Source organism: Pseudoalteromonas sp. NZS71, from assembly GCF_015864715.1.
Classification (GTDB): domain Bacteria; phylum Pseudomonadota; class Gammaproteobacteria; order Enterobacterales; family Alteromonadaceae; genus Pseudoalteromonas; species Pseudoalteromonas arctica.
This window is the reverse complement of sequence record NZ_JADYWS010000018.1, coordinates 55,226-71,857: the sequence shown is the minus strand read 5'-3', so window position 1 is coordinate 71,857 and position 16,632 is coordinate 55,226. Positions and strand designations below refer to the sequence as shown.

Sequence of the window (16,632 nt, the reverse complement as noted above, 5' to 3'; positions counted from 1 at the left end):
TTAGTTAGCTACCACGTTAAGTAGTTTGCCTGGTACGTAAATGATTTTACGAATGGTTGAGCCATCAGTAAATTTAGTTACGTTAGATTCTGCAAACGCAAGGGCTTCTACTTGCTCTTGAGTTGCACCAGCTGCCACTGTTAACTTAGCGCGAAGCTTGCCGTTTACTTGTACGATGATTAGTTTTTCATCTTCAACAAGTGCAGACTCGTCAACTTTTGGCCATGCAGCATCTAAAATTTCGCCTTTTTTACCAAGCTCTTTCCAAAGCTCATGCGATAAATGCGGAGTAATAGGTGCAAGCATAATAACTAATGCTTCAAGTGCTTCGTTAGCAATCGCTACATCTTGTTTGTCGCTCAGTGGTGCTTTTAATAACTTATTAGAAAGCTCCATAATAGCTGCAATAGCGGTGTTAAAGGTTTGACGACGTTCAACATCATCAGTCACTTTAGCAATTGCTTTGTGTAAGTCTCGACGTAGTACTTTTTGCGGATTAGTTAGCGCTGATTTATCAAGTGCTTGGTAACCTACTGTTTTAACGTCTACCGCGTACTTCCATACACGTTTTAAGAAACGATGCGCGCCTTCAACGCCTGAGTCTGACCATTCAAGCGTTTGCTCTGGTGGTGCTGTAAACATCATGAATAAACGCACTGTATCTGCACCATACTGGGCAATTACATGTTGTGGGTCTATACCATTGTTTTTAGACTTAGACATTTTGCTCATGCCTGATGAGAATACCGGCTCGCCGTCTTCCTTGTGCCATGCTTTAGTAACGCGGCCTTTTTCGTCGGTTTCGGTATTAACATCAGTTGGCGAAATCCAAATGTCGCCGCCTTTTTCATCTTTACGATAAAATGTTTCAGCAAGTACCATACCTTGACAAAGTAAGCGGTCAAACGGCTCGTCTGAATTAACTAAACCAAAGTCACGTAATAATTTATGGAAAAAGCGTGAGTACAATAAATGTAAAATTGCATGCTCAATACCACCAATGTATTGGTTTACTGGTAACCAGTAGTTAGCAGCCGCTGGATCTAGCATGCCTTCGTCGTAGCGTGGGCTACAGTAGCGTGCGTAATACCAAGACGATTCCATAAAGGTGTCAAACGTATCAGTTTCGTGAAACGCAGGTGCGCCATTTACTGTTGTTTTAGCCCACTCTGGGTCTGCTTTAAGTGGTGAAGTTACACCGTTCATTACCACATCTTCTGGTAAGCGAACTGGTAGCATATCTTCTGTTGCAGCAAGTTCTTTACCATCTTCATCGCTAAGCATTGGAATTGGAGAACCCCAATAGCGCTGACGGCTCACACCCCAGTCACGCAGGCGGAAGTTTACTTTACGCTCACCAACACCGAGTGCTTCTAATTTATCGGCAATCGCTTTAAAACCAGCTTCAAAATCAAGGCCGTTAAATTCACCCGAATTTACAAGTACGCCTTTATCGGTAAATGCTGATTCTTTTAGGTTTACTTCAAGATCTGAACCTTCAGCAGGCGCAATGACTTGTTTTATATCTAGGCCGTACGCTGTTGCAAACTCAAAGTCGCGTTGATCGTGTGCAGGTACTGCCATTACAGCGCCTGAGCCATAATGCATTAATACAAAGTTAGCAACCCAAATTGGTACTTGCTCGCCCGTTAATGGGTGAGTGGCGTAAAAGCCTGTTGCTATGCCTTTTTTCTCCATTGTTGCCATGTCTGCTTCGGCAACTTTGGTGTTTTTGCATTCTTCAACAAACATTGCAATAGCATCGCTATTTTTAGCGGCTTCTTGCGCAATATGGTGACCACCAGCAACAGCAACATACGTAACACCCATAAAGGTATCTGGACGAGTTGTGTATACGCTAAATGTTTCGTCGTTATCGGTGCGTTTAAATTCAATATCACACCCTTCAGAGCGGCCAATCCAGTTGCGCTGCATTGTTTTAACTTGCTCTGGCCAATCTTCTAACTTGTCTAAATCGTCAAGTAGCTCTTGTGCGTAGTCGGTAATTTTAATAAACCACTGTGGAATTTCTTTTTGCTCAACCACAGCGCCTGAACGCCAACCACGACCGTCAATAACTTGCTCGTTAGCGAGTACAGTTTGATCCACTGGATCCCAGTTAACTGTCGACATTTTTTTATACACTAGGCCTTTTTCGTAAAGCTTAGTGAAAAACCACTGCTCCCACTTGTAGTATTCTGGATGACATGTCGCAATTTCGCGATCCCAGTCATAACCAAAACCTAATTGCTTAAGTTGGGTACGCATGTAATCAATATTTTCGTATGTCCACTTAGCTGGTGCTGTTTTGTTTTTAATAGCAGCGTTTTCTGCAGGTAAACCAAACGCATCCCAACCCATAGGTTGCATTACGTTTTTGCCTTGCAGGCGCTGGAAACGAGAAACAACATCACCAATGGTGTAGTTACGCACATGACCCATATGCAGTCGACCACTCGGATAAGGGAACATAGAAAGGCAGTAATACTTTTCTTTGCTCTCATCTTCAGTGACTTTAAATACCTGGTTTTCTTCCCAGTAGCTTTGTACTTTTGACTCTATATCTTGCGGGTTATATTGCTCTTGCATCTATGGTTCCAGACTTCTTGCAAACTAATAAAAAATTGCCGTTAGGATACCCCAAATAAAACACTATTCACAGCGTCAAAAACATGCTTTTATTAAATTGTAACTTTCAGTGCAGGTTAACCTGCCTTTTTATAGTGTGGTTAGCTAAAGACATAAGTTACAGACTGATTTAACAGCAATTTTGAAGGAGTAAAAAATGACTGATTACAAAACATGGCTTAGCAGTTTTACCCATTGGATAAAAGATGTGAAAGAACATGGTTTAAAAGATGTGGTTTCTGGGTTTGTTGAATCTGAGCAGGCGCTTAAAGATTTAAGTCAAGAAAGATATGAGCTCTACAAAAGTTATTTAAAGAATGATATTGAACATATAGTAGAGAACGAATCACACTATAATTCGCTTGCATGGCAAGAGCTTAAAGAGTCTCTTTGGTTTGAACTTTCGCACATAGAAGATAAAACTCAACTTGAGTGGCAATCTCTTAGCCAAGATTTTAAGCACAATGGTGTGTATCACGCAGGCGAATGGATAGCCATGGGCACATTAGTATGTAAGAATTGCACCCATAGTTACGATGTTTATCACGCTACACAAATTACACCGTGTATTGAATGTGATGGAATCTATTTTAGTCGTAAGGCACTGCACCCTTAAATATAAGTATTAAGTGGCTGCGGGCCACTTAATACGCCCAAAGGCCAGCGAATATGCTGGTAAAAAAAGAAGTTAGAATGACGAAAAAATTGCTGCCACTATCTGTTTCAAAACTCGCACCGAGTATTTCTACTAATCACGTAAACACGTGTATGAACAATCCATACCCAGAGCAACTTACGTTTATAGGCCAACAACGCGCCCAAAGTGCTTTAGATTTTTCATTAGGGATGGAACTGCCGGGTTACAACGTTTATGTAATGGGCGAGGCCGCTCACGGGCGCTTTACGCTTGTTAAAGATAAACTTAAACAACACGCAAAAGACCGCTCAACGCCAAACGAATGGTTATACGTAAACAATTACGATGACCACAGAGAACCTATTGCGCTGTTTATGCAACCAGGTCAAAGCAAGCAACTTAGTGACGATATAGATTCATTTTTAGATGAAGTACTCGACACCTTTCCTGCGGCATTTGATAACCCAGCGTATCAGCGTAAGAAAAAATCAATCGATCGTGAATTTAACGATGCCTACGACAGTGCTATTACCGCAGTAGAAATTGCGGCGTTTGAGCAAAGCGTTGCATTAGTTGAAGAAAAAAATTCAGTAGGGTTTGCACCACTTGTAGATGGTAAACAATTGAGCGACAGCGAATTTGGCGAACTTGAAGAAACGTTACGTGAAGAGTTTTTTGAAAAAATTGAAAAGCTAGAAGATGCATTAATAGAAGCGTTAATAGAGCTGCCACGTTGGAAACGCGAATCAAAAGAAAAACAACGCAATCTTAAAAAGTCGACTGCAGAGCAAGCCACTAAACCACTTTTAAAAGACTTAGAACATAAATATGCCACGCATATTGGTGTACTGCGCTATTTAAAAGATATACGCGTTGAAATTATAGACGCGGTACTTGAATGGCTAGATGACGAAGATGAAAGTGAAGAAAGCAAAGAAGACTTTGATCGCAAAGGCATGCTTACCGACTTTTTTGCACCTAACATTTTAGTTGAGTTTAAAGAGGACGACGCAGCACCGGTTGTGTACGAGCCTAATCCAACGTTTGGCAATATATTTGGCAAAATTGAGTACTCAACATCGCAAGGCTCTTTAATTACCTGTTATCGCTCAATTCAGGCTGGTGCATTGCATCGTGCTAATGGCGGCTATTTAATTATGGACGCTGAAAAAATCATGGCAAACCCACAAGTGTGGGATGGTTTAAAACTCGCGTTAAAAACACATCAAATTAAAAACGACTTACCGTATCAAGACAGCACAGTAGGGACGAGCTTTACACTTCGCCCGCAGCTTATACCGCTTGATGTTAAAATTATTTTATTAGGTTCGCGCGAGTTGTACTACACCATAGGTGAGTACGATGAAGAATTTGCAGAGCTATTTAGAGTATTAGCTGACTTTGATTACTACTTGCCAAGTAGCGATAAATTGCAATACCAGTTTATTACTAAAGTAACCGAGTATTGCGAGCAAACATTAAAGTGCACTGCAACGCAGGCTGCTATGGTGCGTTTACTTAAATTTAGTTACCGCCAAGCTGAGCATCAAAATAAATTATCAGCGCGTTTTGCTGATGTACTTGAACTTATTGCAGAGGCCAGTTACTACGCAAAACAAGACAAATTAGCCGTTATTGACGCGCACCATATTGACGAAGCCATTGAAGGCAAGCAATACCGTACCGGCCAAATTAGCGAAAATATGCTCAGTGATATAAAAGAAGGTCACACACTTATTGCAACCGACGGCCAAGCCATTGGTAAAGTAAATGGCTTAACCGTATTACACATTGGCGATACCTCATTTGGTACCCCTGCGCGTATTACGGCAACGGTTTATGCTGGCGCCGATGGCGTAATAGATGTTGAACGCGAAGCTGAGCTTGGTAAAGCAATTCACTCAAAAGGTGTTATGTTGCTTACCGGTTATTTAGGTAATAAATATGCGCAGCACTTTAGCTTAACGCTTAGCGCTAATATTGCCATTGAGCAAAGCTATGGTTACATAGATGGCGATAGCGCATCTTTAGCAGAGCTGTGTGCGCTTATTTCGTCTATTACAAGCCTACCTATTAGCCAATCAATTGCGCTTACAGGCTCTATAAACCAACATGGTGATGTACAAGCCATTGGTGGTGTAAACGAAAAAATAGAAGGCTTTTTTAAACTGTGTAAAATGCGTGGTTTAACAGGTTCGCAAGGCGTTATCATTCCTAAATCAAACCAAGTTAACTTAGTGCTTGATGACGAAATACTTAATGCGGTTGAAGCGGGTAAATTCAATATTTACGCAGTTGAAACCGTAGACCAAGCGCTTAACTTGTTAATGGATATAGAAGCTGGCGATATTATTGATGACCAGTATCCAGAAAACTCAGTAAACGGTATTGCACTTGCTCGCCTCAAAGAGATTGCCGACATAGTAAACGGCGATGATGACGAAAAAGACGAAGAGCCAAATAATGAAAAGCTAGACAACGAAAAAGGTTAATGATGATTAATATAATTTTGGCGGTAGTTATCGCCATTTTTTGTTTTTTAATATTTCAAAATAGTAAAAAAGCAAAACAACAAGCAGGCATAAATGCACAAATAGGTGCAGACTATTTAGCCGCTAACGCAAAGGTAGAAGGCGTAGTAGAAACGACTTCTGGCTTGCAGTATAAAGTAATCCATAAAAGCGAAAACGAAAACACACCAACCCCAAAAAGTATGGTTAACGTGCATTACCACGGCACACTAATCGACGGCACTGTGTTTGACAGTTCAGTAGAGCGTAAAACACCGATTAGCTTTGGTTTACACCAAGTTATTAAAGGTTGGACTGAGGGTTTACAACTTATGAGCCCCGGCGATAAATACACGCTATATGTACCGCACCAATTAGCGTACGGCGAAAAACGTGTAGGGAGTATTCCTCCTGCCTCAGTACTTATATTTGAAGTAGAGTTACTGGCAATTGAGTCTTAGTGATCAAATAACAAGGAAGTAAATTATGAATAAAGACGAATTACTTAAAATAGCTAGGGGGGATATTAACTTTACCTTTCAATCTATTATTTATGCATTAGCGCTATGCTTACTAGTTGCAGCTGTTTTTTTACTAGAAATGAGCGTTAACCTACAAATGGGTTTAATAGTTTGTATTATCGGTGTGTTTGGAATGACTATTTATAATAATTTAAATACTCGCCTAAATGCGGCGCTTGCACTTATTGCGCTCTCACAAGATAACCAAAGCACTAAGTAAGCAACGAGTTAGTTTAATAGATTGGTATAAGCCCTACTTTAATAAAGTGGGGCTTTTTGCTTTTAGCTAACAATAAAATTTACTCAAGAATTTTAATACGAGGTCGATACCTATAAAAGAGACAAAGCTATTTTAGGGATAAAATAATGAAGATTTCACTGACTCCCATCCCATACCAAGTACACAGCTCAAATGCTCAAACTTTAGCGCAATCAGATAAACTACCTGTTGAAAAAGCGAGTGAAGAAAAGAGCGAGGAAGAAAATGAGGAAGAGCCAAAATATGTGTTATCAAAGTTTCTAGATACCAAAGCGCAAGAATATAGTGAAGATAACGCTACGTTTGGCAATCAATATAAAAACCTAGAAAAAGTATACAAGCACTTCGCTGGGCGAGTTATTGCGCTGCAAGAGCAAATTAATAAACTTAAACAAAGCCCCGTACAACGTAGTTTAACTATAAATACTTCTGCAAGTGAGTTAGATAAAAGTGATGCAAATTCAGTTTTAGATGCTGACCACCTAGGTGCAAAAAAATATAAAAACACACAGCAACAAGAGCAGATAGATATGTTAGAGCTGCAATTAGGGGAGTTAAAGTCAGAGCAAGCAGCAATAAAACAACAAATGGTTGAGCTGGTTATTAGTGAAATGAAGAGGCGGGGCGACGACTATACTATTTAGCGCCGCCAACATGCTGGTGGGCTAGCTTTTAAGCTCAATTTTACCCACTTCAAGTTTAAACCTACCTTCTTGCTTGCCTGCAATCATAAAGCCTAGCTGTTTTATATCGTCAAAATCAATAATAACCTGCTGCTCAAGCACGCGGCCGCGATACGTTAAAGTAAAATCACTCGGAGCAAAGTTTATATCTACCCATTCATTTTTTACTGTTTTAAATGAGTGGGTGTACGCTGCGCCATCAAGGTAATTGGTAGTTCTGAGCCTAAGCTGATAGGTTTGTCCATCCCCTTTAACGCGCAGTGCTATAGCTTTAGTATTTTGGCTTTGTGTATTTAGCTCTGTACGTATTGATGCAAAACCGCCGTTATTATCAAGCGAAACATTGCCTGTAAAAAGCAAACTTTTTTGAGTTTGAGTGAATTGGCTATTAGATACACCGCCCATTACTGAGTCATTAACAACGTACCAGCGCTGATTTGCATTCGCTTGTGTACTTACAACTAATAAATTAAATACAAAAAGTGACGATAGTTGCTTTGTTGTCATACGTGTTTCCTAATTGGCATTAAGTAAGTGGAGTACTTATAACTAATACGCTTTAATAATGTATTTGTTCACTAATTTAAAACTAATTATTTTTACGAGCCCACTTATCCATTATTTTATTAAATAATATTTCATCATCAGTTTGCTCGCCAGGGCAGGTCTGCGCGCTACCTTGAGGCATGCCATTACTACCAAATACGGTTGAAGTATCAATTAAATAGCATTTACCGTTAAATTTTTCTAATCGTCGTGTGCCTATTGTATTTTGGCTAATAACTTCCGATTTTTGTGATTTAACCGGTGATTTAATTGTGGGCGTGGCAGCTATTGCATCATCAGTACTATCTGAGTTATCTGCTTCGCCAAACGTGACCATTTTTTTATGCGTTAAGTTATTTATAGGTGCGCCATAAATAGGCGCATACGGGTTAAGTTTTTTAAACGTTTGCGTGTTGGTATTAATGGTGTGGGCAGGGGGTTGAGGTTTATTTGTAATAGTGAGCTTTGTTACTGTTGTTGTTTTTGGTTTTTCGTCACGTTGTTTGGGTGCTTTAGTAACTTGTGTTTGAGTTGTAGGTGTTTTATTAGTGCTTATAGATTCAGGTACTTTTTTTACCTCTAACTTTGCAGGCTCAGCAATCGGTGCGTTAGTGGTGGTGTTAACGGTGCTTAACTTAGGTTGCGTTGATAAGTTAACCATTACATAAGCGTTTATTACGGTGTCTTTTTTTGTTTGAGGTTCTTCAACTTTTATTTTTTGCGAAAGTAATTTATGTGAAAGTAATAAGTATAGCAACACGCCATGTATACATAACGAGATAACCCACGGCCACGCATTCCCTTTATTCACATCAAACCCTCAACTTAATAGTGCTGTTAAGAGTCAATAAAATACATTTAGTTCACCTAAAGTTAATGTGTTTTACTTTGTAGCTTTATTGCAGATACAACAAAACTATTTTGCAGTTTTTGTGGTTTTTGCATGTGCTTGGTTACGTTATTATGAGCGCAATCAAACTTAGGAGGCATTATGACATTACTTTTTGAACCAATAGAACTTGCAGGTAAAACATTAAAAAACCGTATTGTTATGCCCCCAATGACTCGCTCGCGTTCAACACAGCCTGGCGATATAGCTAACGACTTAATGGCAACATATTACGCACAGCGCGCAAGTGCCGGGCTAATTGTAAGCGAAGGCACACAAATTAGTGAACTTGGCAAAGGCTACGCTTGGACTCCGGGTATTTATTCAAATGAGCAAGTTGTAGGTTGGAGTAAAGTAACCAACGCAGTACATAGCGCTGGTGGCGTTATGTTTGCTCAGCTTTGGCATGTTGGCCGTGTAACTCATAGTGACAACACCGGTGGCGTGCAGCCTATTTCAGCCTCGGCCATTGCTGCAAAAGACGTAAAAGTATTTGTAGATACAAACGGTGCACCGGGGTTTGTAGACACCCAACTCCCACGCGAAATGAGCAAACAAGATATTACGCATGTCATAGGCGAATTTCGCCAAGCTGCTAAAAATGCAGTTAATGCAGGATTTGATGGCATAGAGCTTCATGCTGCAAATGGTTACCTTATTAACCAATTTTTAGACTCAGAATCAAATGCTCGCACCGATGAATATGGTGGCAGCGTGCAAAACCGTATACGCTTTTTAATTGAAGTAGTAAACGCTGTTATCGACGAAATTGGTAGCAGCAAAGTAGGCGTAAGACTAGCCCCGTTAACAACTCTTAATGGCACTGTAGACGAAAACCCTGAGGAAACTTATTTAGCGGTTTCTGAGGCATTGAATAAAGCCGGTGTAGGTTACATGCATATAGCCGAAGCCGATTGGGATGACGCACCTTTAATGAGTGTTGAGTTTAAACACGCTATTCGTAAAGCCTACAGCGGTGTATTAATTTACGCAGGCAAGTACACCAAAGAGCGCGCAGACAATGCACTTAGCGAAGGCTGGGCCGACATAATTGGCTTTGGTCGCCCATTTGTATCAAACCCAGACTTACCAGCACGCTTAAAGCAAGGCAAGCCTCTTAACAACCACAACCCCGACACTTTGTTTGGTGGTGCAGAGCAAGGCTATACCGATTATCCAGTTACAAATTAAATTTATATATAAATAAGGAGCTGTAGCATACAGCTCCTTATTTGTTTTAATTACACTGAGAGTACTTACTTAATTGCAGTAATAAACTCTTCGTCAGAATACAAGTTCTTAAGTAATTTTTGAACAAGCTCTACATAGCTTCGTTGACCATTTGGGATTGCAATTGCGCCAATAAATGAAGAGTCGAAATCATGTTCAGCTGAAATTACTTTTTCAAATAAAATTGCATCATCCTCTGAAACAACAAAATTTACTTTTATAAATGAATTCCCCTCTGAGAACCCTGTTACATCAATATCTTGGTCAATAACCTTGCCAGTCACTTGCTTTTTAGCAACACCAGACCAAAGTTTAGCCAGTTTTAATTCTTGTATTAAAGCGCTCTCAATATATTCACCATAGCTGTTGCCTACAGATGAAACAAGAGGAGAGCCTCGAAGTGATATCTTATTTAATTTTTTTTCAGATTCAATTTTTCCGACTGAGACTGGTGTATTAGACTCTTCTTTTAGTTTAGAAACGTTGCTGATATCTGCACTATAAGGTGGAACTTGAATGGTACATGCACTTAAAAATAAAGCCGCGATTAAACCTAGTGAACTTTTATACTTCATTTTATTTCTGTCCTTATTTATAAATTTGATTGATCAAGTTCTACAACTAGTTTGTTAAATGCTTCTTCTGTTGCACGTTTTGCAGATAAAGAAAAATCATTTTTAAACTCATCAAATTCAGCTTTGCCAAAACCTTTAACTTCACTATTCCATGCTATATCGCCATTGTTATTTAAAGTTTTACAGTTTAGCGTGAAAGTAAATTCTGTAGGAGGCCATGTGAATAAGCTATCTGAGCTAGATTGCGTTGTTATTGTCGGTATGAATACATACTCAATTTTTTTATCTTTTAAAAATGTACTATCAGTTAATGATTCAAGCTTATAAACGTTTTCAAATTTATTAGAAAGCACAGTATACAGCGCTGCTTCTGTGTCTTTATAAGGTTTGTAACTAACATTATCGCCACCACCGCCAGGTGTTTTTACTTGTTTTTTTATATCATCTTCAGAAATATAATAACCCACAACTGATGCTGATTTATTTTCTGTAACCTGAAGTTTTTCAGTGTCTGGATTTAAACTTATCTGGTGGGCACAGCCACTCAAAATAAGGACCGAAAACAAGAAAAACACATTAGTTAATAACTTCAAAATATACTCCATATATTTAATTTTTAGTGTGAAAGCAGTTTCAGCATCAATATATGTTCAATAGTTACTTTTGTAAATTATGTTAACTTTATATTTGTAAACGGTTGTAACTTTTAGTGTTTGTGGGGGGCGGTTTTCTTAAAAATAAAGCAGAGTTAATCTTGAGCAAAAAATAAAAAACGCGTAAGTTAACCGGGTTACCTATTTTAATAACAAGAAAATAAATGAAAGCCAAAGAGATAGAACAATTAGAATTATCAAACTCTGAAACCCGAGAAGTTGTTACCCCCTACGCCTTTAAAATTGACAGTGCTTTACTGGGCTTGCCTTTAGCTACGCCAATTCGGCGTGCACTAGCGATTATTATTGATGTTGCACTGATATTTTTAGCGGCCAAGCTTAGCGCGGCTTTAATAGCATTTGTTGCTGCAATGGCTTTTTATAAAGGTACGGCACAGCAATACCTTCCAAAAATATCGAATGTGTGGCGAAGAATCTTAAAAATAACGGCAGCAAGTATTTTATTTGTAAGCGCACTTACTGTGCTTTCAATTGGCATTGATTACCTAGAAGACGATAACGCTGATCAAGCTTTAGCTGTTCAGGGCGTAAAAATACAAGATGAAATTCAGCTTACTCCCACAGAAAAACAACAGGTAAATACTTATTTAGCGCAAACAGCCGATGACAGCTGTGAGGAACCTTGCCAACAAAACGCGCTTGATAATTTAATCGGGCAAGTACCTAAATTAGCAGAAATGGACGACCTACAAAACCCACAACTTGCTACCGTACTTTTACAGCTACTAGTGCTCAGTGAAAATAACGAAATAAAGCCTGCGCAGTTAATAGAAGAAAAACCTGCACAAACAACCACAAATAGTATTTTGCAGTGGAGCAAAGGCATTATTCAAGACTTGGGCTTAGGTTTTGGCTGGGCTGCAGTTTACTTTACGTTGTTCTCGTTACTTTGGCGCGGCCAAACACCGGGTAAAAAGGTATGTAATATTCGTGTTGTCGCCCTAAGCGGCGAGCCATTAGGTTTATTAGACTGTTTTGGGCGCTACGGCGGCTACGGTGCCGGCTTTGCTACGGGGTTATTAGGGTTTTTACAGATATATTGGGACCCAAACAGACAAGCCATTCAAGATAAAATATCAGCGACTGTGGTTATTAAAGGCGACTTGAATCAAGTTGTAAATGTTGAAACGGTAGAAGAGACTGTAAAAAGTTAAGTTTGCTCTTATTAATTACAAGGATGGTTATGAAAGCTTTATTAATGGCGTTTAGTTATCTGTATTTTATTACAGCTTCGTATGCGTCAGAAAATATTGTGTTAGCAAAAAAACATCAGCTTAAGTCTATTATTTTAGGTGAGCAGCGCAGTTATAGTGTTTATTTACCGCCAAGCTACAAGCAAAACCTCGAACGAGTATATCCTGTTATTTACTTGCTTGATGGCGACCCAACCCATTTAAAAGCCTTAGCGGGGCTTGTTGAAGCACTCAGTACTGAGCGGCTAGAAAAACAAATTCAACAAGCAATTATTGTCGCTGTTCCTAATAGTAAAAATGCGATAAGAGAGCGCGACTTTACCCCTACCAATGTCGATTGGACTTTTAACGGCAAGCGACTCGAAAAATTTGAAAACATTGGCAATGCCGCAAACTACACCGCTTTTTTTGAAAAAGAACTTATTCCATTCATTAATAAAAATTACCGTACATCAAATAAGCGGGTATTAATTGGGGAATCTTTCGGTGGCTTGTTCGCAAGCTATGTTTTACTTACCAATCACTCTTTATTTACTGATTACTTAATTATTGATGCAACCTACCTTTGGGATAATAATTATCTCAATCGTTATTTTGACGAACAACAACTTATAAACAAGCAGCTTAAAGGCAATGTATATTTTACTTTTGCTAATAATGCAGCTTTTGGTGAAATTGGAGAGGCTAATTATAAATGGGGCTTAGAGCTTGCTAAAAAACTAAAAGCGCACCCGAGTAATAGTTTATATATAAATCAACGTTACTTTGAAGAAGAAACTCATGGCACGGTGGCAGCGCTTAGTTGGTATTATGGTTTAAAAAGCTTATTACAAAAATAAATTTTAATTTATATACTAGGTTAGTGAAAGTAGTGATTTTGGGTATATTGTTAACGAAATTTAGTAGTGAAAAATTAAAAGGGAATTAAATGAGTAATAATTTTAATGAGGCTATAAAGGGCTTTTTTTGGGGGATAGGGTTTGTAATAGCAACACTCGGTGGTATCAGTGTGTACGCGCTAACAATAGCCTCAGAAGTTGATAGTGGCTTTAAAGAGCAGGTATCAAATAAAGCATTGGAGGGCACTGACGACTTAAATAGTGATTATAAACTTACCCTTTCTGATATTTTTAAAGAAAATGGGCGAGTAAGAATAACTGCTGAGTTAAAAAATATCACCAATGAAAGCATATATGCAGGTGGTGTTATAGCATCTACATTCGATAAAAACGGAAAGTTTGTTGGTAATTGTTTAGGTAAAAGCGATGACATTTTTATAGAACCAAATAAAAGTAGCTATATTGATATTCATTGTAATCTACTGAGGCCACAGGTGAGCAGAGTACACTCAGCAAAGCTAAAGTTTAAGTGGTTTTGATAGTTGTTGTAAACTACCCCCATAGAAAGCAAAAAGCATAACGAGTAGTTATGACTAAAAAGTTATTTAGTTGGGAGCTAGGACGCCAATAGTCGGGTTACGATAAAATGTTACTATGCTGTATGCTAACCCCATTTAAATTTGATACTTAATTAAACTCCCGCAAGTAAGTGAAATAAAGTCGCATACCGATAAAGTTAAAGTCGGTCGGCATTTTAGGCTCAATCTCAATATTGTACTGAGGTATGCCGTTAAAGGTGGTGAGTTTATCTGTGAAAACCCAATTATAAATTACAGTCGAGTTTAACTTTTTAAACCTGATATTGAGCAACACCAAGCATTAAAAATAGAACAAAGCTCGTTATATTTTTAGCATAGGCTGGATTAAAAAGTAAATTTGCGTAGGTTGGGTAGAGCGAAGCGAAACCCAACAATAAACACCTTTTTTAAATAGCTGTCCACCGACAGCTATTAATTTTAATTCACTTTCTCAACCTAACCCCAAAACCACCAAGACCCATCAACAACACAAATCCCCACACAAATATGTTGCCGTATTGGCTGTACACGCTGTCGCCTTTTATAAGCTTAATGTTGGCTTTCAATATGGTAGCTTCAAACTGAGGCATGGTTTGTTGTGTGTGGCTTATGGGGTCGTATACGGCGCTTACACCATTGTTGGTAACTCGCACTAGAGGGCGTTGTAGTTCGAGCGACCGCATACGGGCTATTTGCATATGTTGCAAAGGTCCAATAGAGTCGCCAAACCAGGCATCGTTACTTACAGTAAAGAGTAGGTCAGAATCGCTTTTGTAATTACCGCGGACTAAATCTGCAAAAGCAATTTCGTAGCAAATAGCGGGTAGTAAATTAAAGCCGTTGGCGCGCAAGTTGTTTTGCACTTTGTCGCCACGGGTAAACGATGACATAGGCAAATCGAATAATGGGGCAATAGGGCGCAAAAAGTCTTGAAACGGTACAAACTCGCCAATAGGTAATAGCTGGTGTTTTTGATAGCGGTTTTTATCAAGGTAATGATAATGCCCGTGCTCGTCGCCGCGTTCTTTATTACCGACCACAATAAGCGTGTTGAATATATTTTTGGTGTCTCGCTGATAGTCAACAATACCGGTTACAAGGGCGGTTTTATTAAACGAGGCTGCACTGTCTAAATTGGCTAGGTAGGAATCAGCAAGCATTTCTATTTCAGGCACGGCGGCTTCTGGCCATACTATTAAGTCGGCATCCCAATGTGGGCGTGTCAGGTCTTGGTATTTGCTCATTGTGGTCCAAAACTCACTTGGCTCAAAGCGCAGGTGTTGCTGTATGTTCCCTTGCACGAGCAACACTGACATGTTTTTATCTGTGTAATGAATACTGCCGGTGGTGCTTGCGCCTATAAAAATAAGCGCAACAGCTGTAGCAGTAACCGCCGGGGTTTTAAAATCTTTTTGGGTAAGTCTATACAGTGCAAAGCCAATAGCGACACAGGTAAGTGTTAAGCCAAACTCGCCAATATAAGGGGCAAGCAGCCTTAAAGGTCCATCGGTTTGTGTGTAGCCAAAACTTAACCACGGGAAACCGGTAAGTACGGTGCCACGTAAATACTCACTAATTGCAAAGCATGCTATTAGTAATGCGCCAAAGCTTTTAGGGCCAGTGGCAAAGCGTGTAGTTGCCCAAAAGGCAAGTGCGGGAAATAACGCTAAGTATGCGCACAAAAATGCCATTAACGAGAGCGACGCTATAAGCGGCATACCGCCAAAGGTGGCAATAGAAACATGTACCCAGCTTATACCTGCACCAAACCAGCCTAGGCCAAATATAAAGCCATATTTAGCAGCGGTTTTTGCGTGTGCTTTACCGGTATTATTGGGGTTAACGCAAAAAATTATGGTACCAAGGCTAATAAATACGATGGGCCAAATTTCAAATGGGGCATAGCCAAAAGTTAAAACAAGGCCCGCAACGAGTGCGAGCCATGCTTTTTTATCTTTTGCTAATAGGGTAAGTCTAGTTAGCAGTTTCTTCACTGTCGTTATCATCAGCCTTAGGAACGGTGACTTGCAGTTGCAAAATACGACGATTGTCGGCGTTGGTTACTTTAAATTGGTAACCTTCTATGTCAATCGTTTCACCACGGCTTGGCATATGGCCAAATGCGTGCAGTACAGTTCCGCCAATAGTATCGGCTTCGTCTGTGCTGTAGCCTGTTTTAAAATGCTCGTTAAAGTCATCTACAGGTGTGAGTGCTTGCACTACGTGAACATGTTTAGCAAGTCGACGAATATCTTGATGTTCTTCTTCTTCGTCGTGCTCATCTTCGATTTCGCCAACAATTATTTCAAGAATATCTTCAATCGTTACCAAGCCCGATACGCCGCCGTATTCGTCAATAACAACAGCCATATGGTAGCGTTGCTGACGGAATTCGTTTAGCAATGTATCAACACGTTTGCTCTCAGGTACTACCATTGCTGGGCGTAAATAATCGCGTATTGATGGTAAATGCTCGTCTTTATTTAAGATCAGTGGCAATAAATCTTTAGCGAGTAAAAAACCTTCTACATGGTCTTTGTCTTCAATCACCACTGGAAAACGTGAGTGAGTTGAGTCAACCATCATTGGAATTAGCTCTTCAAGCGGGCTGTCGATCTCAAGAGTGATCATTTGTGAGCGCGGAACCATTATGTCTCGCACTTTAAGCTCAGACACGCCAAGCACACCTTCTATCATCTCTTTTGTTTCAGGATCGATTACGTCTCGTTCTTGCGCATCGGCAATAACTTCGACCAGCTCTTCTCTATTCTGGGGTTCCCCTTGCAACATTTGGGCTATTCTGCCCAACCACGTTTTGCCAGAAGAACCCTGGCTAGATTGCGAGTTACCGTCGCTCATTGCGTCTAATT

The 16,632-nt window shown here is 39.6% G+C and carries 16 protein-coding genes and 1 pseudogene; 10 read left to right on the top strand and 7 right to left on the bottom strand.

Annotation, left to right across the window (positions count from 1 at the left end):
* Positions 1-2,589, bottom strand: a complete 2,589-nt coding sequence (gene leuS / locus I6E85_RS13100) for a leucine--tRNA ligase (RefSeq protein WP_101164090.1) — start codon at positions 2,587-2,589, stop codon at positions 1-3.
* Positions 2,590-2,785: 196 nt separating this feature from the next.
* Between leuS and I6E85_RS13095 the strand changes: the two genes are divergently transcribed.
* From I6E85_RS13095 to I6E85_RS13075, 5 genes are all read left to right on the top strand, one after another.
* Entirely contained in the window at positions 2,786-3,244 is a 459-nt protein-coding gene (locus I6E85_RS13095; protein WP_007585575.1) for a zinc ribbon-containing protein, read from the top strand.
* A 77-nt stretch (positions 3,245-3,321) separates the two neighbouring features.
* Entirely contained in the window at positions 3,322-5,757 is a 2,436-nt protein-coding gene (locus I6E85_RS13090) for a Lon protease family protein (RefSeq protein WP_197237000.1), read from the top strand.
* A gap of 2 nt (positions 5,758-5,759) precedes the next feature.
* The gene (locus I6E85_RS13085) at positions 5,760-6,236 is read left to right on the top strand and encodes an FKBP-type peptidyl-prolyl cis-trans isomerase (protein ID WP_007585579.1); all 477 of its coding nucleotides are present in this window, start codon (positions 5,760-5,762) and stop codon (positions 6,234-6,236) included.
* A 25-nt stretch (positions 6,237-6,261) separates the two neighbouring features.
* Positions 6,262-6,516: a hypothetical protein gene (locus I6E85_RS13080; protein WP_101164092.1), complete on the top strand. Its 255-nt coding sequence runs from the start codon at positions 6,262-6,264 to the stop codon at positions 6,514-6,516.
* 146 nt (positions 6,517-6,662) lie between these two features.
* Positions 6,663-7,199, top strand: a complete 537-nt coding sequence (locus tag I6E85_RS13075; RefSeq protein WP_101164093.1) for a hypothetical protein — start codon at positions 6,663-6,665, stop codon at positions 7,197-7,199.
* Between the two features lie 21 nt (positions 7,200-7,220).
* Here I6E85_RS13075 and I6E85_RS13070 read toward each other — a convergent pair whose 3' ends face one another.
* Positions 7,221-7,745 carry a CIA30 family protein gene (locus tag I6E85_RS13070; protein WP_101164094.1) on the bottom strand — a complete coding sequence of 175 codons (525 nt, stop codon included), beginning with the start codon at positions 7,743-7,745 and terminating at the stop codon, positions 7,221-7,223.
* Positions 7,746-7,827: 82 nt separating this feature from the next.
* Complete coding sequence (locus I6E85_RS13065; protein ID WP_101164095.1) at positions 7,828-8,595, bottom strand: hypothetical protein; 768 nt, start codon at positions 8,593-8,595, stop codon at positions 7,828-7,830.
* Positions 8,596-8,775: 180 nt separating this feature from the next.
* Between I6E85_RS13065 and I6E85_RS13060 the strand changes: the two genes are divergently transcribed.
* Positions 8,776-9,864: an alkene reductase gene (locus I6E85_RS13060; RefSeq protein ID WP_101164096.1), complete on the top strand. Its 1,089-nt coding sequence runs from the start codon at positions 8,776-8,778 to the stop codon at positions 9,862-9,864.
* Between the two features lie 65 nt (positions 9,865-9,929).
* Here I6E85_RS13060 and I6E85_RS13055 read toward each other — a convergent pair whose 3' ends face one another.
* Together I6E85_RS13055 and I6E85_RS13050 are read right to left on the bottom strand one after the other, a co-directional pair.
* Positions 9,930-10,478, bottom strand: coding sequence for a hypothetical protein (locus I6E85_RS13055; protein WP_024591118.1), 549 nt, complete (start codon positions 10,476-10,478; stop codon positions 9,930-9,932).
* Positions 10,479-10,495: 17 nt separating this feature from the next.
* Positions 10,496-11,071: a hypothetical protein gene (locus I6E85_RS13050; protein WP_101164097.1), complete on the bottom strand. Its 576-nt coding sequence runs from the start codon at positions 11,069-11,071 to the stop codon at positions 10,496-10,498.
* Positions 11,072-11,295: 224 nt separating this feature from the next.
* Here I6E85_RS13050 and I6E85_RS13045 point away from each other — a divergent pair, with 224 nt between their 5' ends.
* The 4 genes and pseudogenes from I6E85_RS13045 to I6E85_RS21005 all read left to right on the top strand — a co-directional run bounded on the left by I6E85_RS13045 (position 11,296) and on the right by I6E85_RS21005 (position 14,118).
* Positions 11,296-12,306: an RDD family protein gene (locus I6E85_RS13045; RefSeq protein ID WP_101164098.1), complete on the top strand. Its 1,011-nt coding sequence runs from the start codon at positions 11,296-11,298 to the stop codon at positions 12,304-12,306.
* 29 nt (positions 12,307-12,335) lie between these two features.
* Complete coding sequence (locus I6E85_RS13040) at positions 12,336-13,184, top strand: alpha/beta hydrolase (protein WP_101164099.1); 849 nt, start codon at positions 12,336-12,338, stop codon at positions 13,182-13,184.
* Between the two features lie 89 nt (positions 13,185-13,273).
* Positions 13,274-13,723 (top strand): ATPase, encoded by a 450-nt coding sequence (locus I6E85_RS13035; RefSeq protein WP_101164100.1) that lies wholly within the window; start codon positions 13,274-13,276, stop codon positions 13,721-13,723.
* A 107-nt stretch (positions 13,724-13,830) separates the two neighbouring features.
* Positions 13,831-14,118: pseudogene (locus tag I6E85_RS21005) on the top strand (2OG-Fe(II) oxygenase).
* An 87-nt stretch (positions 14,119-14,205) separates the two neighbouring features.
* Here I6E85_RS21005 and lnt read toward each other — a convergent pair.
* Both lnt and corC read right to left on the bottom strand, forming a co-directional pair.
* Positions 14,206-15,756 carry an apolipoprotein N-acyltransferase gene (gene lnt / locus I6E85_RS13030; RefSeq protein WP_197236999.1) on the bottom strand — a complete coding sequence of 517 codons (1,551 nt, stop codon included), beginning with the start codon at positions 15,754-15,756 and terminating at the stop codon, positions 14,206-14,208.
* Positions 15,737-16,621, bottom strand: a complete 885-nt coding sequence (gene corC, locus I6E85_RS13025) for a CNNM family magnesium/cobalt transport protein CorC (protein ID WP_007585597.1) — start codon at positions 16,619-16,621, stop codon at positions 15,737-15,739. The genes lnt and corC overlap by 20 nt, the downstream gene beginning before the upstream one ends.
* Between the last annotated feature and the right edge of the window lie 11 nt (positions 16,622-16,632).